Source organism: Akkermansia sp. RCC_12PD, from assembly GCF_036417355.1.
Lineage (GTDB): Bacteria > Verrucomicrobiota > Verrucomicrobiia > Verrucomicrobiales > Akkermansiaceae > Akkermansia.
This window is the reverse complement of record NZ_CP143889.1, coordinates 400,795-416,640: the sequence shown is the minus strand read 5'-3', so window position 1 is coordinate 416,640 and position 15,846 is coordinate 400,795. Positions and strand designations below refer to the sequence as shown.

The 15,846-nt window shown below is 56.4% G+C and carries 16 protein-coding genes and 1 tRNA gene; 6 read left to right on the top strand and 11 right to left on the bottom strand.

Annotated elements, in window-relative coordinates:
* Nucleotides 1-290: 290 nt before the first annotated feature.
* The 3 genes from crcB to V3C20_RS01710 all read right to left on the bottom strand — a co-directional run bounded on the left by crcB (nt 291) and on the right by V3C20_RS01710 (nt 2,482).
* Nucleotides 291-665 carry a fluoride efflux transporter CrcB gene (crcB, locus tag V3C20_RS01720; protein WP_130083035.1) on the bottom strand — a complete coding sequence of 125 codons (375 nt, stop codon included), beginning with the start codon at nt 663-665 and terminating at the stop codon, nt 291-293.
* Nucleotides 666-1,184: 519 nt separating this feature from the next.
* Nucleotides 1,185-2,090 carry a phage tail protein gene (locus V3C20_RS01715; RefSeq protein WP_130083034.1) on the bottom strand — a complete coding sequence of 302 codons (906 nt, stop codon included), beginning with the start codon at nt 2,088-2,090 and terminating at the stop codon, nt 1,185-1,187.
* A gap of 315 nt (nt 2,091-2,405) precedes the next feature.
* Nucleotides 2,406-2,482 (bottom strand) — tRNA-Pro (locus V3C20_RS01710).
* Between the two features lie 102 nt (nt 2,483-2,584).
* Here V3C20_RS01710 and argC point away from each other — a divergent pair.
* From argC to V3C20_RS01695, 3 genes are read left to right on the top strand one after another with little or no spacing between them, the layout of a single operon-like run.
* Nucleotides 2,585-3,628: an N-acetyl-gamma-glutamyl-phosphate reductase gene (gene argC / locus V3C20_RS01705; RefSeq protein WP_130083033.1), complete on the top strand. Its 1,044-nt coding sequence runs from the start codon at nt 2,585-2,587 to the stop codon at nt 3,626-3,628.
* A 31-nt stretch (nt 3,629-3,659) separates the two neighbouring features.
* On the top strand, nt 3,660-4,913 hold the full coding sequence (gene argJ, locus V3C20_RS01700; RefSeq protein WP_130083032.1) for a bifunctional glutamate N-acetyltransferase/amino-acid acetyltransferase ArgJ: 1,254 nt from the start codon (nt 3,660-3,662) through the stop codon (nt 4,911-4,913).
* 12 nt (nt 4,914-4,925) lie between these two features.
* Entirely contained in the window at nt 4,926-5,426 is a 501-nt protein-coding gene (locus V3C20_RS01695) for a YkgJ family cysteine cluster protein (RefSeq protein WP_130083031.1), read from the top strand.
* Nucleotides 5,427-5,599: 173 nt separating this feature from the next.
* Here V3C20_RS01695 and V3C20_RS01690 read toward each other — a convergent pair whose 3' ends face one another.
* The 5 genes from V3C20_RS01690 to V3C20_RS01670 form a co-directional block, all read right to left on the bottom strand.
* A complete protein-coding gene (locus tag V3C20_RS01690) occupies nt 5,600-6,742 on the bottom strand; it encodes a tetratricopeptide repeat protein (protein WP_130083030.1) in 1,143 nt (380 codons plus the stop codon).
* A gap of 132 nt (nt 6,743-6,874) precedes the next feature.
* Complete coding sequence (locus V3C20_RS01685; RefSeq protein ID WP_130083029.1) at nt 6,875-7,882, bottom strand: hypothetical protein; 1,008 nt, start codon at nt 7,880-7,882, stop codon at nt 6,875-6,877.
* Nucleotides 7,883-7,956: 74 nt separating this feature from the next.
* Entirely contained in the window at nt 7,957-10,458 is a 2,502-nt protein-coding gene (locus tag V3C20_RS01680; RefSeq protein ID WP_130083028.1) for an excinuclease ABC subunit UvrA, read from the bottom strand.
* Nucleotide 10,459: 1 nt separating this feature from the next.
* Nucleotides 10,460-11,098, bottom strand: a complete 639-nt coding sequence (locus V3C20_RS01675; protein WP_130083027.1) for a polymer-forming cytoskeletal protein — start codon at nt 11,096-11,098, stop codon at nt 10,460-10,462.
* 71 nt (nt 11,099-11,169) lie between these two features.
* On the bottom strand, nt 11,170-11,754 hold the full coding sequence (locus V3C20_RS01670) for a polymer-forming cytoskeletal protein (protein ID WP_238623766.1): 585 nt from the start codon (nt 11,752-11,754) through the stop codon (nt 11,170-11,172).
* Between the two features lie 205 nt (nt 11,755-11,959).
* Between V3C20_RS01670 and V3C20_RS01665 the strand changes: the two genes are divergently transcribed.
* Nucleotides 11,960-12,973: a hypothetical protein gene (locus V3C20_RS01665; RefSeq protein WP_330935411.1), complete on the top strand. Its 1,014-nt coding sequence runs from the start codon at nt 11,960-11,962 to the stop codon at nt 12,971-12,973.
* Between the two features lie 58 nt (nt 12,974-13,031).
* Here V3C20_RS01665 and V3C20_RS01660 read toward each other — a convergent pair whose 3' ends face one another.
* The 3 genes from V3C20_RS01660 to V3C20_RS01650 form a co-directional block, all read right to left on the bottom strand.
* Complete coding sequence (locus tag V3C20_RS01660; RefSeq protein WP_130083026.1) at nt 13,032-13,424, bottom strand: hypothetical protein; 393 nt, start codon at nt 13,422-13,424, stop codon at nt 13,032-13,034.
* 113 nt (nt 13,425-13,537) lie between these two features.
* Nucleotides 13,538-13,966: a hypothetical protein gene (locus tag V3C20_RS01655; protein ID WP_130083025.1), complete on the bottom strand. Its 429-nt coding sequence runs from the start codon at nt 13,964-13,966 to the stop codon at nt 13,538-13,540.
* 167 nt (nt 13,967-14,133) lie between these two features.
* Nucleotides 14,134-14,592, bottom strand: coding sequence for a hypothetical protein (locus V3C20_RS01650; RefSeq protein ID WP_130083024.1), 459 nt, complete (start codon nt 14,590-14,592; stop codon nt 14,134-14,136).
* Nucleotides 14,593-14,730: 138 nt separating this feature from the next.
* On the opposite strand from V3C20_RS01650, the gene hisA reads away from it, so the two are divergent.
* Together hisA and V3C20_RS01640 are read left to right on the top strand one after the other, a co-directional pair.
* Complete coding sequence (gene hisA / locus V3C20_RS01645) at nt 14,731-15,516, top strand: phosphoribosylformimino-5-aminoimidazole carboxamide ribotide isomerase (RefSeq protein WP_130083023.1); 786 nt, start codon at nt 14,731-14,733, stop codon at nt 15,514-15,516.
* A complete protein-coding gene (locus V3C20_RS01640) occupies nt 15,513-15,782 on the top strand; it encodes a DUF167 domain-containing protein (RefSeq protein ID WP_130083022.1) in 270 nt (89 codons plus the stop codon). The genes hisA and V3C20_RS01640 overlap by 4 nt, the downstream gene beginning before the upstream one ends.
* Nucleotides 15,783-15,846: the final 64 nt, after the last annotated feature.

Sequence of the window (15,846 nt, the reverse complement as noted above, 5' to 3'; positions counted from 1 at the left end):
GGAGGCTCCGGAACACAACAGGCACCAGCTTGTCAACAGGGCTCCGAGGCATTTCAGAAGATGGATCAGCGGCATGGCAGGGTGAATGAGTACATGATGGCGGTTGAACCGCTGGGATATATGACTTACCAGCCAGGAAGGCAATATAAAATTGACGCAAGCCTCTATTCCGGCTGTATGGAAAACGTGAGATGCCCATCCCGTGCCGTAGTTGATTCAGCCGTCCGGCGGATTGCTTGATGAAGCGCATCCTTTTATCCTGTTCCCGGGTTGGCACGGGATGAACAGAATCATACCGCCTTAAGCAGCGTATAGCCCAGCCAGACGGCCAGGAAGCCGCCTGCCAGACTCAGGACGGCATAGAGAAGCAGCGTGAAGAATTGAGCGCCCTGCGCCATCAGGAAATTTTCATTCATGAAGGTGGAAAAGGTGGTAAAGCCTCCGCACAGCCCGATGGTGAGAAAAATGCGCAGTTCCTGATTGATCAATGTGCCCCGGTCAAAAAAGCCGTACAAAATGCCGATCAGAAAACATCCGGCCAGATTGACGGCCAGAGTCCCGAGGGGAAATCCCTTCACGACGGAATCATTCAGGCAGCAGGAAAGAAGGTGCCGGAGTACTCCGCCGATAAAGCTGCCCAAGCCGATTAGGAGGATGCTTTTCACGGCGGAAATATAAGTAATGCTCGTCAGCGTGTACAGACCTTTGATGCGTTTCCGGAATGGAAAATGAAAAGCCAGCCATTGTGGCTCCCCAAAAATCTGTCTTTAATATTTTTAACAAAAAGCTTTTTCCTTTGTAGGTAAAGTAAAAACCGCTGCAAGCCGATAGGTTTGCAGCGGTTAAAAATTAACGGAATTATGTAGAATAACCTTGTTAGAATATTGCATTGTTGCTAACGCTGATATTCGGTAATAAATTGGCGGGAGAGGCAGCCAAAACGACTGATACAAGACTAAAGTAAATAGTTCCGAAAATTAATTTATTTCTATGATGAGTGAACTCCTTCAACTGACAAAGGTAACGATTCTTTCTTTCCCTGAAGAATTTTTTCTCATTTTTTAAGTGAGTATTTTAGGATTTTTATTACATGAAAAAAATTTAAAAGTTTCATGCATTTTCAGAGTATAAGGATATGTCTATAGAAGACATCTATTTTTTAATGTTTTTACAATTAATGATTATTAATATTTAATAAGAGGCAGTAAGGAAATATTTACAGGACGATTTTCGTCTGCTGTAGGTACGGATCGGGAAGCATCAAAATTAAAAGGTATACCGTTGCCTGGAGTCTTACTAGGTGCCCATGCATTGCCGATTTCTGTTCCCCCTTTAAATACTCCTGTATATCCTGGAACTTCGCTAGTATATCCAAATGCATGTACTCCCGCCTTTCCCGTGATATTGCGGATTGCATCACCCTGAACGCTTCCTATTGTCCTGTCTCCAGTTGCTGCGCGGATGAACAGGCCGTTATCCCTTATTAAGTCAGGAATGGCAAAAGTAGTTGCTCCGTCTCCCCCATAAGTGGTGCCGATGGCTGCGTGCAGGGCGGGGTACTGGCTTATCTGCAACAGTGCCCCATTGCATTTCAGCCAGCCCTCCGGCGGTGTGGAGCCGCAAAACCACATGAAGCAGCCCGGAGCAATTCCAGATCCGCCCGGACCTTCCGGACCGGCGGGGCCGGGATCGCCCTTGTCGCCCTTCGGGCCTTGTGCCCCGGCAGGTCCCGGCGTTCCCGGTTCTCCTTTGGGGCCTTGCGGCCCTTGTGGGCCTGTGGCTCCGGGATCGCCTTTATCACCTTTGTCCCCCTTGGGGCCTTGGCCTCCGGCGTTCCATTTTTCTTTTTCCTCCGCTGTGACGTGGATGGTCGTGTCTTCGGCATGCATGAAAAATTCATCCTGCATTACCATCGGAATTCCATTAATGGTTGTGGTTTCTTTCATGATTATTATTTTTTGTAATGGAGTATGGGAAATCTCCGCTGCCGCCTGTGTAGAATAGGGATATATCCATTTGCCAAAGGTATTTTTTATTTTGCCTGGCAAGCGGCAGCGACCGATAACACTTCGATGGGAATTTGCCCCCATTCCGGAAAAACATCATCCCGTGTGGAACGTCAGAGGACTGGAGAAGATTTACTGCTATATAGTGAAACCTGTAATGATGGCGGTTGATATTTTTCTGTAAAATAATACCAGGACATTCGTTGGACAGTTGAGTGCCACGGTTGTTGAAATGTGTATTGAGCCGGTCCGGAGAGCATGTTTGCCTGCAACCTGTTTTTCGGCAGGAAACAGAAGGACACGGTCTAACGTTGGCATATTTCCTGCGGCGAACGACATGTCTTGAGAAACAGGAAACAAAAAACCGCTTTAAGTATTTGATCTTAAAGCGGTTAAAAGTGGTCGGGTTGACAGGATTCGAACCTGCGACCCCCTGCACCCCATGCAGGTGCGCTACCAGACTGCGCTACAACCCGATAAAATCGGACCGACCGGGGCCGTGTCTTGCGACGGCGAGGTGTATATAGGAAAACTTTAGTGTTGGCAAGAGTCTTTTTTCAATGCATACCTTTTTTGTCATGAAGCAAGTTCAAGTAGCAGTTGTCGGGGCCAGTGGCTATACCGGGCAGGAGTTGTTGCGCATTCTGCTGAATCACCGCGGGGTCAGGCTGGTATGCGCTACGTCCCGCCAATATGCCGGACAGCCGCTGTGGGAGGTGTTTCCCCGTTTCCGGCAGGTGCCGGGCTCCGATTTGAGGTTTACGGATTCCGATGTGGAGGCCATTGCCGCCACCGGGGCAGAAGTGGCGTTTCTTGCTCTGCCGCATGGCGTGGCCGCCTCCTATGCCCGCGGGCTGGTGGACCGTGGCGTGCGCGTGATTGATTTGAGTGCGGATTTCCGCCTGAATTGCCCGGATGTGTATGAGGAGTATTACGGGAACGCCCATCCGGATACCGCTCTGATGAAGGAGGCCGTGTACGGACTCCCGGAATGGCGTGCGGCGGAGATTGCCCGGGCGCGCATTGTGGCGTCTCCCGGCTGTTATCCCACCAGCATCCTGCTTCCTCTCATCCCTCTGTTCAAGGCCGGGATTCTGGAACCGGAAGACGTGGTGGTGTGTTCCGGCAGCGGCGTAAGCGGCGCGGGGCGCAAGGCGAGCATCCCCCTGCTGTTTTGCGAATGCAACGAAAGCTTCCATGCCTACGGCGTGCCGAAGCACCGCCATTTGAGCGAGATTGAACAGGAACTCTCCTGGGCTGCCGGGGAAACGGTGGTCATGTCCTTCACCCCGCATTTGATCCCCGTGAATACCGGCATTTGCTCCACCATTACGGCCCGGGTGAAGGAAGGAGCGGATCCCGATTCCGTGGGCCGCCTGCTGGAAGAAGCGTATGCCGGGGCTCCGTTCGTACGTCTGCTGGGCCGCAACCAGCCTGCGGATACCAAGAACGTGACCCGCACGAATTGCGTGGACATTGGCTGGGCCTATGATCCCCGCACAAAACGCGTGATCCTGATGAGTGCTGAGGATAATGTGGTGAAGGGAGCGGGCGGCCAGGCCGTCCAGTCCTTCAACCTCATGTGCGGGTTTGATGAAACGGAAGGCTTGTGGGTATTATAGTTTTTTGTTACGCTGAAAACACTTCAAGACGATGAATGATTCATCCTATATTCCGGTTGACGGGGGCGTTTGCGCGCCCCAGGGCTTTCTGGGCAGCGCGGTGAGCTGCGGCATCAAGAAGCCTGAGGCCACGCGCCTGGACCTGGCCCTGATTTATTCCACGGAACCCTGCGTGTCCGCGGGCGCGTTTACGACGAACCGCGTTCAGGCGGCCTGCGTGAAAGTGAGCCGGGAGCATCTCCGCAAGGGAGATATCCGCGCCATTGTGGCGAACAGCGGCAACGCGAACGCCTGCACCGGAGCCCGGGGGGTGGAAGACGCCAGAGGGGAATGCACGCGCATTGCGGAGATTCTGGGATTGAAGCCCTGCGAAGTAGCTGTCTGTTCCACCGGCGTAATTGGCCTGCCGATGCCCATGATGCGCATTTACCCGAAGTTTCCGGAATTGGCGGAAGGCCTTTCCCGCGAGAAGGGGCATGAAGTGGCGCAGGCCGTGATGACGAGCGACACAAAGGAAAAGATTATCGCCATTGAATTCATGGTGCAAGGCAGGCCCGTGCGCATCGGCGCCTGCTGCAAGGGGGCCGGCATGATCAATCCCTGCATGGCTACCATGCTGTGCTTCATCACGACGGATGCGGGCATTTCCCGCGATGTGCTGGAACTGTGCGTTCAGTCCGGAGTGAAAAATTCTTTCAACTGCATCACGATTGACGGTGACATGAGCACGAACGATACGGTGCTGGTGATGGCGAACGGAGCATCCGGCGTGAAGCTGGAATCCCCGGAAGACATTTACACATTCCAGCAGGCCCTGGCCTACGTGATGCTGGAACTGGCCAAGCACATCGTGCAGGACGGGGAGCGCGTGACGAAATTTGTGACTGTCCGTGTGACCGGAGGCCGTACGGAAGATGAGGCGAGGAAGGCGGCGGAAGCCGTTGCCAAATCCTCCCTGGTGAAGAGTTCCTGGAACGGGAATGACCCCAACTGGGGGCGCATCATTCATGCCGTTGGCTATTGCGGCGCGAAGGTGGATGAAGAGAAGATCGACATTGATATTGCCGGGCTGCCCGCCTGCCGGGGCGGCGTGCAGGCGGATACTCCGTCCGACGATTTGCGGCAGGCCGTGCAGGTCCCTGCGTTCCAGGTGGATATTCATCTGAACCGCGGTGAGTTTTCCCACACGGTGTACACGACGGATTTGTCTCCGGAATACGTGGATTTCAACCGTTCCGAATATGCGTACTGGAACCAGGCGAAGGCCGACGGCCTGACCCGGTAGCGTTTGCTGAACATGGCGTCAGGCAGGTGCCGTCATGGAAGAGCGGAGGGGAATGCCCCCTCCGCCGAGGTGTTGGCGGCTGTGCGGCTGCTGCTGGAGGAAGGCGCCCGGCGCGCTTCCCGTGCGCAGCGTTTCTGCACGGGCACGGCGGACTGCTGCCGCTTCCGCCTGACGGGGGAAACACCCCACGTTACCTTGGGCGAGGCATGGCTGGCCTGGAAGGCATGGCGCGCGGCCGGGCGTACCCGCGTGGAACTGCCGGAGGACGGAAGCTGCCCTTTTCTGAACGAACAGGGGAGATGCATGATTTATGAAGGAAGGCCGCTGGCCTGCCGCACCCATTTTTGCATTTCCGCAGGCGGAACCCTCCCGCGCCGGGATGTGATTGACTTGATTCATGACCTGGAAGACATAGACGCGGCACTGGGCGGCGGCGGCGCCTGCCGCCTGCCTGAAGCTGTGGAACGGCTGTCCAGAAAAGGCGCCGGGAGAGGGAAAAGAGCCGGCCGTTAGCGGGATTTGAATGGGGCGCCCTCAGATGGCACTTTTAAGGAATGCGTTTCCATAAAACGGAGACCACCGCTGTGTTCCGGAATGAGGGGTTGCTACAGAACAGGCACATGTGCAGGAACAGTACCACCTGGTTTCCTGAAGAAGGACTGAATTCGTGCAGGTTGGTTGGGACCTCAGGCTTGGGAGCCGGATTCCTTGTTTTTCTCCTGTTTTGAATGGAGATGGCGCAGGGCGCTTGCCGCCTTTTTATTGCCGTGGGCAATGGCCTTCTGGTACCAGGCTTCTGCTTCTTCGTCATTTTCTTCAATGCCGTAGCCGTGCGCATAGCAGTTGCCTACGTTGAACATGGCGGTAGCGTTGCCTTGGTCGGCTGCTTTCAGGTACCATTTCAGGGCCTCCGCGTGATTGACAGGGGTTCCTTTGCCGTTCAGGTGGCACCATCCCAGGTTGAGCTGGGCCGTATTGTGCCCCTGTTCGGCTGCCTTGGTGTACCAGTAGACGGCTTTGCTCATGTTCATCTCCACGCCGTGTCCGTTGCCGTAGCACCAGCCCAGGGTATATTGGGCCGTGATTTGCCCTTGCAGGGCTGATTTGTGGTACCAGACCAGCGCCTTGTCCAGGTTGGGCTGAACGCCGAATCCGTTTTCATAGCACCATCCCAGGTTGTACTGGGCCGTGGCATGGTTCTGCTGTGCCGCTTCCTCATACCAGTAGGCGGCTTTTTCCGGGTTTTTAGGCGTACCGCTCCCGTTGCCGTAGCACCAGGCCAGGTTGTATTGGGCGCGGGGATCTCCCTGTTCCGCCGCCTGACCGTACCAGTACACGGCCTGTTCCCAGTTCCGCTGGCTGTTGCTGTTTGCATAAATCCAGCCCAGATTGAGCTGTGCGACGGCATGGCCCTGTTCCGCCGCTTTCGTGTACCAGCTGATGGCCTGCTGTTCGTCTTTTTCCACTCCCAGGCCGTTGATGTAGCAGAACCCCAGGTCGAACTGGGCTGTGGGGTGGCCCTGCCGGGCCGCCTTTTGATACCAGTAGAATGCCTTGTCGTTATCCTGCGGGACGCCGATGCCATTGGAATAGGCCCATCCCAGGTTGAGCTGGGCGGTAACGTGGCCCAGTTCCGCCGCCTGATGGTAGCAGTAAAAGGCTTCCTGCTGGTTTTCCGCTACGCCTCGCCCCTGTTCATAATTGATAGCCAGTTGGAACAATGCCTGGGGATCTCCCGCCAGGGCCGCCTGCTGGAGGGTTTCTATATCGACGGAATAGGTAGAGACTGATTTTTCCTGGTCGCCGTGATTGTCGGAAGCGTCGTTCATTTCACAAATGCGCACTGGAGAACATTGGAACAATTGGTGCTCTCCTGAGTTGTGCGTTTGCCTATTCTGCACATTTGCCCGGTAAGAATCAAGGCCCGTTTTTAAGAGAGGCAAGGGTTTGGGACCGGCTCATCACACCGTACGCCTGCGGTGGCACAGAGAAAGGAAGAGCCCGCAGAAGGACAGTACCGCAGCGGATGGTTCGGGAATAACGAGGTCTCCCAGCGGTGCCTTGAAACTCTGTATTTCTCCCAGCTGGCAGCCAGTCAGCCCTACATCGGCATAGGTATTGTCGTATACGTCATCTTCACCGTCCACGCTGGTCAGGTAGATGTTGTTCTCTTTGTCCAGAAGGACTTTCTGCCGGAACATGCCCACAGAGTAATCGTCTGAATCCGTCAGATAGACAATCAAATTTCCATCGGGATCCATATCATAGCCCCACATGGTGATGGCGTGTCCTCTTCCATCTTTCCCAATCGTCAGAGTAGTCCCCCAATTGTTGTTGATGCTTTGCCTTAAGATGCTGTAAACGCCGTTTTTGTCATCGCCGTTCCAGAAGGAATAGAAACCGAATAAAGGAGAGTCGCCGGGAATCCCATCTCCCGGATTGGGATCTACGTAGTTCAGTTTCAGTTCTTTCCAGTACCCTCCTTCATGGGCGGAGGCGCCTTGAATTACGGACTCGGTGGGGAAAAAGACATCCGGGAGAGTGTCGCCATTAAACCACCAGTTCCAAGCCTGTTCCACGGAACCGCCTTTGTTGCTCCAGCTTGTCGTGATGGCTTGGTAAATGCGTAACTGGCAGGCTTCCGGCATGTTGTCGTAAGTGGAGGATTTACCGTTGGGCGTTGTTGGGGGCAGGTCGCTTCTGGTATCCTGCCACCACTGGAGGACGTTGGAAGCTGCTGCTGCCCAGCAGAGTTGGTTATCAAAGGGATTGTCGGAACTATAATATCCGGAGGGACGGGCAAGGATGGAACCGTCGCCCCACGTCCACTTGGTTTTCTTGTTGCAATCGTACCATCCTCCGGATTCCGAGACATTTTCCAGGAATACGGGCGTGGCGCATGACGGTTCAGGCAGAAGGCACCATGCAAGAAGTGCCGCTGGCAGGAGACGAGTGGATAAAGAAAACATAGGTATGAGAATGAAATTCTCCTAGCTTCTAGAGAAAATCCTGTTCAGCGTCAAGATAATGATGAAACCTGTTTTCAAGCGGGATTCAGCCAGCGGGATGTGGGTGCCTCCGGAATGGCCGCCACGGCGGCGGGCGTTCCTTCCGCGACGATGTTTCCGCCGTGCCTTCCGGCGCCCGGTCCCATGTCGATGAGATGGTCCGCCGCATTCAACAGGTCCCGGTGGTGTTCCACGCACAGGACGGTGTGTCCGGCATCCCTCAGCCGGAAAAGGGCCTTCAGGAGAAGTTCCACTTCATTAAAGTGCAGCCCCCCTGTGGGCTCGTCCAGAATGAACAGGGCGCGCTTGTCGTCTTCCGCCAGTTTCCAGGCCGGCGCCTTGGCGAGTTCCGAGGCTATTTTGATGCGCTGTGACTCCCCGCCGGAAAGGGTGTCCGCCCGGCGGTCGAGGTTGAGGTAGCCCAGTCCCACGTCTTTCATGCTTTTCAGAATGGCCGCAGCCTTGGGCAGCGTGGCGAAAAATTCCGCCGCTTCATCCACGGTAAGGGCCAGCGCCTGGGCGATGGATTTTCCCTTCCATGTTACTTCCAGTGTTTCGCGGTTGTAGCATTGGCCCTGGCAGGCGTCGCAGGGCATCGTTACGTTGCCCAGAAAATTCATGTCCACTTCTGTCATGCCGGTTCCCAGGCACCGTTCGCAGCGGCCGCCGCGGACATTGGTGGAGAAGCGCGCCGCCGTGTAGCCCCGTTGCTTGGAGAGGGGCAGTTGGGCGTAAAGGGGCCGCAATATATTGAGCAGTCCCGTGGCGGTGGCCGGCGTGGAGCGCGGGGATTTGCCGATGGGCGCCTGATCGATGATGACCAGGCGACTGAGACGTTCCGAACCCTGTACGAGGGGGGGGAGTCCCTTTTTTCCGCTTAAATCCTTTTTAAGTGCGGGAATGAGGCAGTCCCGCACCAGGGTGGATTTGCCGGACCCGGACGGCCCGGAAATGCAGGTGAGGGTACCCAGCGGAAGACGTAGCGTGATATTGTTCAGGTTGTGCCTGTTCGCATGTGTCAGAACGAGCTGGCCGCTGGGGGCGGCCCTGCGTGGCGGTGCTGGCATTTGCCGCGTTCCGGAAAGCCATGCCCCAGTGGGACTCTCGGCGTTTGCCATGATGTCCTGAAGGGAACCCTGCGCCAGGATATGGCCGCCGTTGGCTCCGGAGCCCGGACCCATGTCCACCAGGTGGTCCGCAGCGCGTAGAATTTGTTCGTCGTGTTCCACGGCAAGCACCGTATTGCCCAGGTTGCGCAGCGTTTGGAGCGCCCGCAGCAGGCGGTCCGTGTCTGAAGGGTGCAGCCCCGTCGTGGGTTCGTCCAGGATGTACAGGACGCCGGAGAGGCCGCCCCCCAATTGGGAAGCCAGCCGTGCGCGCTGCAATTCTCCTCCGGAGAGCGTGTTTGCCTGGCGGTCCAGGGAAAGGTAGGACAGCCCCAATTCATTCAGGAAGTGGGTGCGCTTGTTGACTTCTTCCATCACGGAATTCAAGGCGGGGGCCAAGGTTGCGGGAATTTCCAGCCGTTTGGTCTCTCCGGCCATGTCCTCCAGCGGGAGCGCCGTGAGTTCCGCCAGATTGTAGGCGTGGTCCGGCGTGTGCATGGTAACGGCCAGTGCCAGCGGGGAGAGCCTTTGCCCGCGGCATTCCGGGCATGGACCGTTTTCCTGTTTGTTGAGCCCGGTGCCGTGGCAGGAGGGGCAGGCGCCCAGAGGGGAGTTGAAGGAAAAATGGCGCGGCGTGAGCTGGGGAAGCAGGTATCCCGTTTCCGGATTGCGGTAGCGGGTGTGGAAGGCCTGGACGGCGGGTTCCTCTTCCGGCCTGGTGATGACGGCCCTTACTTCGTCCGGATTGATGCGAAGTGCGGTTTGCAGGGAGTCCGCCAGCCGGGAAGAGGAGCTTTCCCCCCGGATAATGATGCGGTCAATGACCAGCGCCGCGTCCGCCGCCGGAACGTCCGGAACCCCTAATTCCTCAATATCCCGCACTTCCCCGTTCCAGTAGATGCGCAGAAAGCCCTGTCTCTGGAAGTCGCCCAGCGTGGCGGCGGGGTCCTGGGCCAGCAGGGCTTCCGCGGGGGCCGTCAGCACCAGGCGCGTTTGTTCGGGCAGGGTAGCCAGGGCGTTCGCAATCTGGTCCGGGGTTTGCCGGACCAGTTCCTTTCCCGTCTCCGGGTCGTGGGGGCGCCCGGCCGCCGCATACAGGATGCGCAGGTAATCCAGGATTTCCGTGATGCTTCCCAGCAGGGTCCGGGGATGCTGGTGCCGGGCGGACTGCTCCAGGGAAAGAGCGGGGGGAAGTCCCGTGATACTGTCCACGTCCGGCTTGTCCGGCTGTTCGATTCCTTGCCTGGCCCTGGCGGACAGGCAGTCCAGAAAGCGTCTGCGGGATTCGGCAAAAAGCGTGTCGAACGCCAGGGAGGACTTGCCGGAGCCGGAAGGACCGCTGAAGGCGATCAGCTTGCCGGAAGGCAGGTCCAGATTCAGATTCTGCAGGTTGTGCTGGCGGGCGCCGCGGATGGAAATGGGAAGATTCATGTCAGGACAGTCTGGTGAGGGAACCCTGGTGGATTCCCCCTTCTTCAATGACAAGGCGGCGCGCCGTAATGTCACCAAGAAATTTGGCATGCCGGTGGATGGTGACAGTACCTTCCGCCGTGAGGGCGCCTTCCAGGGTTCCCTGTACCCAGGCGTTTTCCACATGTACGCCTCCCGTGACCAGTACGGCCGTCTTTTTTTCCACGGTCAGCCTGCGGGCGCGCAAGGTCCCGGAAATATGCTGATCCGCCTTGATTTTGCAGACGCCGCTGCACAGCAGGTCCCCGGAGGCTTTTCCATTCAGGATCAAATCCCGGCATTCAATATGCAGCCCTTTCAGGTCGGCGTTCGCCTGCACGGTCACGCAGCCGCAGGTCTGTACCTTGGTCCGGTGCGTCCTGCTGTGCAGGGTAATGTCGTCCAGCTTGATATAGGCGGAGCAGTGGCTGCACCTGGCGGAGACGGCGGTAACGGGAACGGCGGTACGCCGTCGGCAGGCAAAACATTCCACGTTCCGGGAAGGAGCGTGGCTGCCGCCCGTTGCCGCCGGGAGCGTCCAGGGCGGGGCGGGGCTTGGCTGGCGGATTTTTCCGGAGGGCCGGGGGCAGATCCGGGGCACGGGATGGAAAGGAGTGTTCATGGGACAAGGAGGGGCGGCAAAAGAACCTGCGTTCCTTTGCCGCCCCTGAAAATGGCTGATGGGTGGAATGTTTATTCCGCATCAATGTCCAGCGTACTCTGGCTGGCCGGAGCGGCGGCTTCCGGTTCCGGAGAGAAAGAGGAAACGGGCAGCGGCTTCTGCGCGGTAGCGCCTACGGTGGGGGCGCCTACGGTGGAATGGCCGATGAAGATGGCTCCCGCTTCAATCGCCAGGGAGGCGGCCTGAATGTCGCCCACAAGTTCCGCCGTGCTTTTCAGTTCCACGCGGTCCGTAACGGTGACGTTGCCGATGACCTTGCCGTGGATGATGACGGACTTGGTATTGATTTCCGCGCGGATGACGGCGTTCTGGCCGACGGAAAGGACGCCTTCGGAAGAAATGTCGCCTTCCACCGTACCGTCAATCAGCAGGTCGTCGGAGAAGCGCAGGGAGCCGACGACTTCCACGTCGGAATTCAGCACGTTGCGTGTCAATTGCTGGACGCGGGTGGTGGGAGCGTATGATTCGGGAGCGGAAACGGGGGGCGCGGCCGGTTCCGGAGCGTCCTGCCCTTTGGCGATGTCCATCCAGCTGGGGGAAGGTTCCGCGTTCTTATTGCCCTTGGGGGCGGGGACGGTAGTGAATGATCCAAACATGGTGTTTAAGAGGGGGGTAAGATTAGGTAGGAGCTCTTGAAACTCGTCGCATCCAATGTACATCACCGCCCCGGAGAAGTGAAACAATTTTCACCGGAAGGGATAAAAAAATGTGTCTGTTTTTTATCGTTGCGTTGCCCCCGCCGTTCCGGTAGTGTTTGGGCATTCTTCCGCAGGGGTTTCTTGCGGATATTCCCGGTTTGCAATGAGTGATTTATCTGAAAATACCCCGGTTACTTCCAGGATGAAGGAGGGGCGCGGGCGTCCAGGCGGAACGTCCGTGAGCCGCATTCTTTCCGTGATCTTTTTCCTGGCGGCGCTGGGCGTGTTTTTAGGAGGAGCCTTTTTCTGGCTCCGCAAGCATCAGGCGGCGAAGGATTCTTCTGAGGCGGCGCGGATTTGCGCCACGCCGGAAATGCTTTCCGGAAAGGTGAATATCGCCTTGAAGGATAAAGTGGATTACAGTTTCTGGCCTCCTCATTACGTTCCTCCCATGGAGCGGCAGGACTTGCTGCGCCAGTGCCTCCAGACGGCCCAGCAATACTTGAGCTCCGGCGACATGGTGCAGAAATCCTCTTTCGTGTGGAATTCCCTGGAAGCGCTGCCCCTCATGGTCAAACATTATGCCGTGACCAAGCCGGAAGTCATGCTGAGCCGTCCCGCAGGCCCTAAAAAATTTGTGCTGCTTGAAGTGGAGGGCTACCCCTGCGCCCAGCTTCTGGTTGCCTTTACCGATTCCCCCGACATGGAATTCTGCTTTTTCCAGGATGAAAAGGACGGGCTCTGGAAGCTGGACTGGCAGCAGTTCGCCCGCTACCAGCCGCAGAACTGGGAGGACTTTGTCCGCGGCAAGGGGGAAGAGATGGGGGAATTCCGGGTCTGGATGATCCGGGACCGCATGTCGGAATCCAGGGATGATTACGCGTACAGGCTGATCGCTCCCGGCATGAACGGCACGAATGACCGCAGCATTGCCCGTCCCATGGTGTACGTACCCAAGAAGTCGGACATGGGCAAGCGCCTGTTCATGCTGTTTAAAATTGACGAGGAAATGCTTAATTCACCATACAAGGTGCTGGACGCAAATGATGACCGTGGCGCCCTCCGTGTCCGCGTCCTGCTTTCCCGCAGCAAGGAGCCCAACCGCAAGGGGAAATATTCCTTCACGCTGGTAAAACTGTTGGGGGAAGGGTGGTATGGACTTTCCGCGGCAAAATAGGCGGAAATGGAAGATCCGGGTGTCTGACAAATGGTGGCGCTTGTAAATGATCCCTCCTTCAGGGTATCAGGGTGAATTTGATTCTGTCGGAGTTGCTTTCTTTCGTCCCGTCCTTGAAGTATAGCGTCACCATGCAAATAACATATCCTCCGGGCCAGGTTTCAGGGTCGTCCGGCATCTTGGCGCCGTTCAGGTCATGCATGGTGACGCTGGCCACGGAACTGCTTTTGTCCGTCTTTTTGGCGGTTACGGCTTCGCCGACGATCGTCCAGTGGTACTCGACTCTTTCCAGATTCTTGTGCCTGTTGGTTTCATCCAGAGTGTAGCTGGCCCTGTAATCATATGTTTCACCCTTCACGGGATACGACGGGCCGCTGAGTGTGACGGACCAGGCAAAGACATTCGCGCTGCAGAGGGAGAACAGGAGGATTAAAATAGAGAACGGTTTCATAGACTAACAAATTTATTATTTTCTAAAGGAATTGATTGTCAACTGTTTTTTCTTGATTCCTATTTCTAGGAATCCCGGATTTTGTAGCGGGAAAACTGTTATTAATCCCTATTTTATGAAGTCAAAGATGCGATGTATTCTTTAATTTCTTCTCTTGTTTTTTTGTCGCTTGAATGAAGAAGTTCATGGAATATGCTTGTAACGTCAAATGATAAAATCAACATCTTGTCGTCTTTGTTGAATGTGGCGCAAACGAGTACGTATTTACCGTTCTCCTTCTCTCTGATCAGGCCGGTCCCCCGGTGTATTTGGCCTTCATGATTTTTCTTGATATAATCATCAATCAAACTTTTCATTTCCTCGCAGGTTTTAACGTTCCTGTAATCCAGCGAGATCGGATTTTCCATATTCTTGACAGACTCCTTCAATTCTTCTTTCACTTGAGGAGTGTCGGAGGTTGCAGTCTGTTCCGAATAGGATGAATGGATGAAGATGCAGGAAGCGCCTGCCGTGATAAGCGTTTTTATGTTTGATGTTTTCATTGGCTTATTATTTTTGTTTTTCTTCTCTCTATTTTTAAATTGGCCTGTTCTTATTTCTTGATGGAATGGATAGGCAGGAAAATGGATGATGGATCATGCGCTCATGGAAGAGGCTGTGCGGATATCGGGAAGCGGAGAAATACCGTTGAAGATTTTTAGGAAGAATATTACCGGTGCCTGTGAAAACGGGATGGAAGCATGATGGGGCGGGGCCTGGGGCTGCGGGAACGGCAGCGGAGCCCGGAAGGAGGAAGCGGCCTTGCATGTCTGCGGCCCGTCGGGAGAAAATACGCGCGGCGCACGTCCATGGGCCAGGAAAGGCCGTGGTAGTGCGGCCGGGGAGCCCATGCCGGAACGAGGCATCCGCTGTAAATGCCGCTGATGAGGAAAATGGGCTTTCCTCCGGGAGAATAGGCGTAAATGGGGCGGCCGCATGGGCTGTAGCCCCAGATGGGGAAGCCTGCAGAATCGTACCGGATGAATATTCTGTTTCCGCAGGGAGTGTGCCATGCCTCTCCGGCATGGATGTCTGCGGCGGCTTGTCCGGCGGAAAAAGAGGCCAGGGTCGCCAGGGCGCTTCCGGCACAATAGGAGAGGATATGGCTTTTGGCTGATTTGTTTTTCATAAGACGTACAGGGTAGGAGCTTTTAATGGAAAGCGGATGAATCCGCCGTTTTTGTTTAAAATATGTTGGAGAAGGGTTTTCACAAGCGGCGGGAATCCCTTCTTGACCTGCCGGGGTGTGCCGGGGCAAAGTGGCCGCGTGACCAGATTCAGACCATGCATTGACCTTCACGACGGCAGGGTGAAGCAGATTGTAGGCGGTTCCCTGACACGGGATGAAGCGGGTTTGCGTACCAATTTTGTTTCCGACCGGGATGCGGCGTGGTATGCGGATCTCTACCGTCGGGACGGCCTGACGGGAGGTCATGTGATCAAACTGGGCCCCGGCAATGAGGAAGCCGCCCTCTCCGCCCTGGCCGCGTGGCCGGGGGGGCTCCAGGTGGGGGGTGGCATTGTTCCGGAAAATGCGGAACAATGGATTGAAGCGGGAGCCAGCCACGTCATCGTCACGTCCTGCCTGTTTAACGCGGAAGGAAAATTTTTGCAGGAAAGGCTGAAGGACCTTGTTTCTGCCGTCGGCGCGGAACGGCTGGTGCTGGATTTGAGCTGCCGCAGGGTTTCCGGCGGCTGGGCCGTAGCCATGAACAAATGGCAGACCCTGACGGAACTCCGGGTGACGGAAGCCACGCTGGACATGCTGGCGGAACATTGCGCGGAATTTCTCGTGCATGCCGCGGACGTGGAGGGACTGTGTTCCGGAATCGACCTGGAATTGGTGGAATTGCTCGGCGCATGGCGGCGCATTCCCATGACTTATGCGGGCGGAATCAGCCGGATACAGGACTTTGAAGAAATAGACGCCTTGAGCGGAGGCGCTCTGGACGCCACCGTGGGGAGCGCCCTGGATTTGTTCGGAGGCCGTTTGATCAGGTATGCGGACCTGGTGGAAAGGCAGCGGGGGGAAACGGAAGCGGAAAAGGCATGAAACTGGCCCTGAAAGTCATCCCCAACGCCAAAAAGAGCGAGGCCGCAGGCTGGGAGGAAGACCCGCGGACGGGTCGCACCCTGAAATTGCGCATTGCCGCTCCCCCCGTGGAAGGGAGGGCAAACAAGGCCGTCATTCTTTTTCTGGCCTCCTGGCTGGGCATTCCCAAAACCTCCGTCATCCTGCTGCGCGGAGAAACGGGGCGGCTGAAGGTGGTGGAACTGCCGGAGGAATGCGCGGAAAAGCTTTCCCGGCTGGTACTCTGAACGCGCCTTCCGGCCATGCGGGCAGCCCGTTCGGAGGGAATGTGTTCCCGTTTCTGCATAGAGG

What these genes read in the sequence shown, in the direction of transcription:
- V3C20_RS01715 (WP_130083034.1), bottom strand. Translation starts at nt 2,090, where the DNA reads ATGGGGGCAAATTCCCATCGAAGTGTTATCGGTCGCTGCCGCTTGCCA.
- argC (WP_130083033.1), top strand. Translation starts at nt 2,585, where the DNA reads ATGAAGCAAGTTCAAGTAGCAGTTGTCGGGGCCAGTGGCTATACCGGG.
- argJ (WP_130083032.1), top strand. Translation starts at nt 3,660, where the DNA reads ATGAATGATTCATCCTATATTCCGGTTGACGGGGGCGTTTGCGCGCCC.
- V3C20_RS01695 (WP_130083031.1), top strand. Translation starts at nt 4,926, where the DNA reads ATGGCGTCAGGCAGGTGCCGTCATGGAAGAGCGGAGGGGAATGCCCCC.
- V3C20_RS01690 (WP_130083030.1), bottom strand. Translation starts at nt 6,742, where the DNA reads ATGAACGACGCTTCCGACAATCACGGCGACCAGGAAAAATCAGTCTCT.
- V3C20_RS01685 (WP_130083029.1), bottom strand. Translation starts at nt 7,882, where the DNA reads ATGTTTTCTTTATCCACTCGTCTCCTGCCAGCGGCACTTCTTGCATGG.
- V3C20_RS01680 (WP_130083028.1), bottom strand. Translation starts at nt 10,458, where the DNA reads ATGAATCTTCCCATTTCCATCCGCGGCGCCCGCCAGCACAACCTGCAG.
- V3C20_RS01675 (WP_130083027.1), bottom strand. Translation starts at nt 11,098, where the DNA reads ATGAACACTCCTTTCCATCCCGTGCCCCGGATCTGCCCCCGGCCCTCC.
- V3C20_RS01670 (WP_238623766.1), bottom strand. Translation starts at nt 11,754, where the DNA reads ATGTTTGGATCATTCACTACCGTCCCCGCCCCCAAGGGCAATAAGAAC.
- V3C20_RS01665 (WP_330935411.1), top strand. Translation starts at nt 11,960, where the DNA reads ATGAGTGATTTATCTGAAAATACCCCGGTTACTTCCAGGATGAAGGAG.
- V3C20_RS01660 (WP_130083026.1), bottom strand. Translation starts at nt 13,424, where the DNA reads ATGAAACCGTTCTCTATTTTAATCCTCCTGTTCTCCCTCTGCAGCGCG.
- V3C20_RS01655 (WP_130083025.1), bottom strand. Translation starts at nt 13,966, where the DNA reads ATGAAAACATCAAACATAAAAACGCTTATCACGGCAGGCGCTTCCTGC.
- V3C20_RS01650 (WP_130083024.1), bottom strand. Translation starts at nt 14,592, where the DNA reads ATGAAAAACAAATCAGCCAAAAGCCATATCCTCTCCTATTGTGCCGGA.
- V3C20_RS01640 (WP_130083022.1), top strand. Translation starts at nt 15,513, where the DNA reads ATGAAACTGGCCCTGAAAGTCATCCCCAACGCCAAAAAGAGCGAGGCC.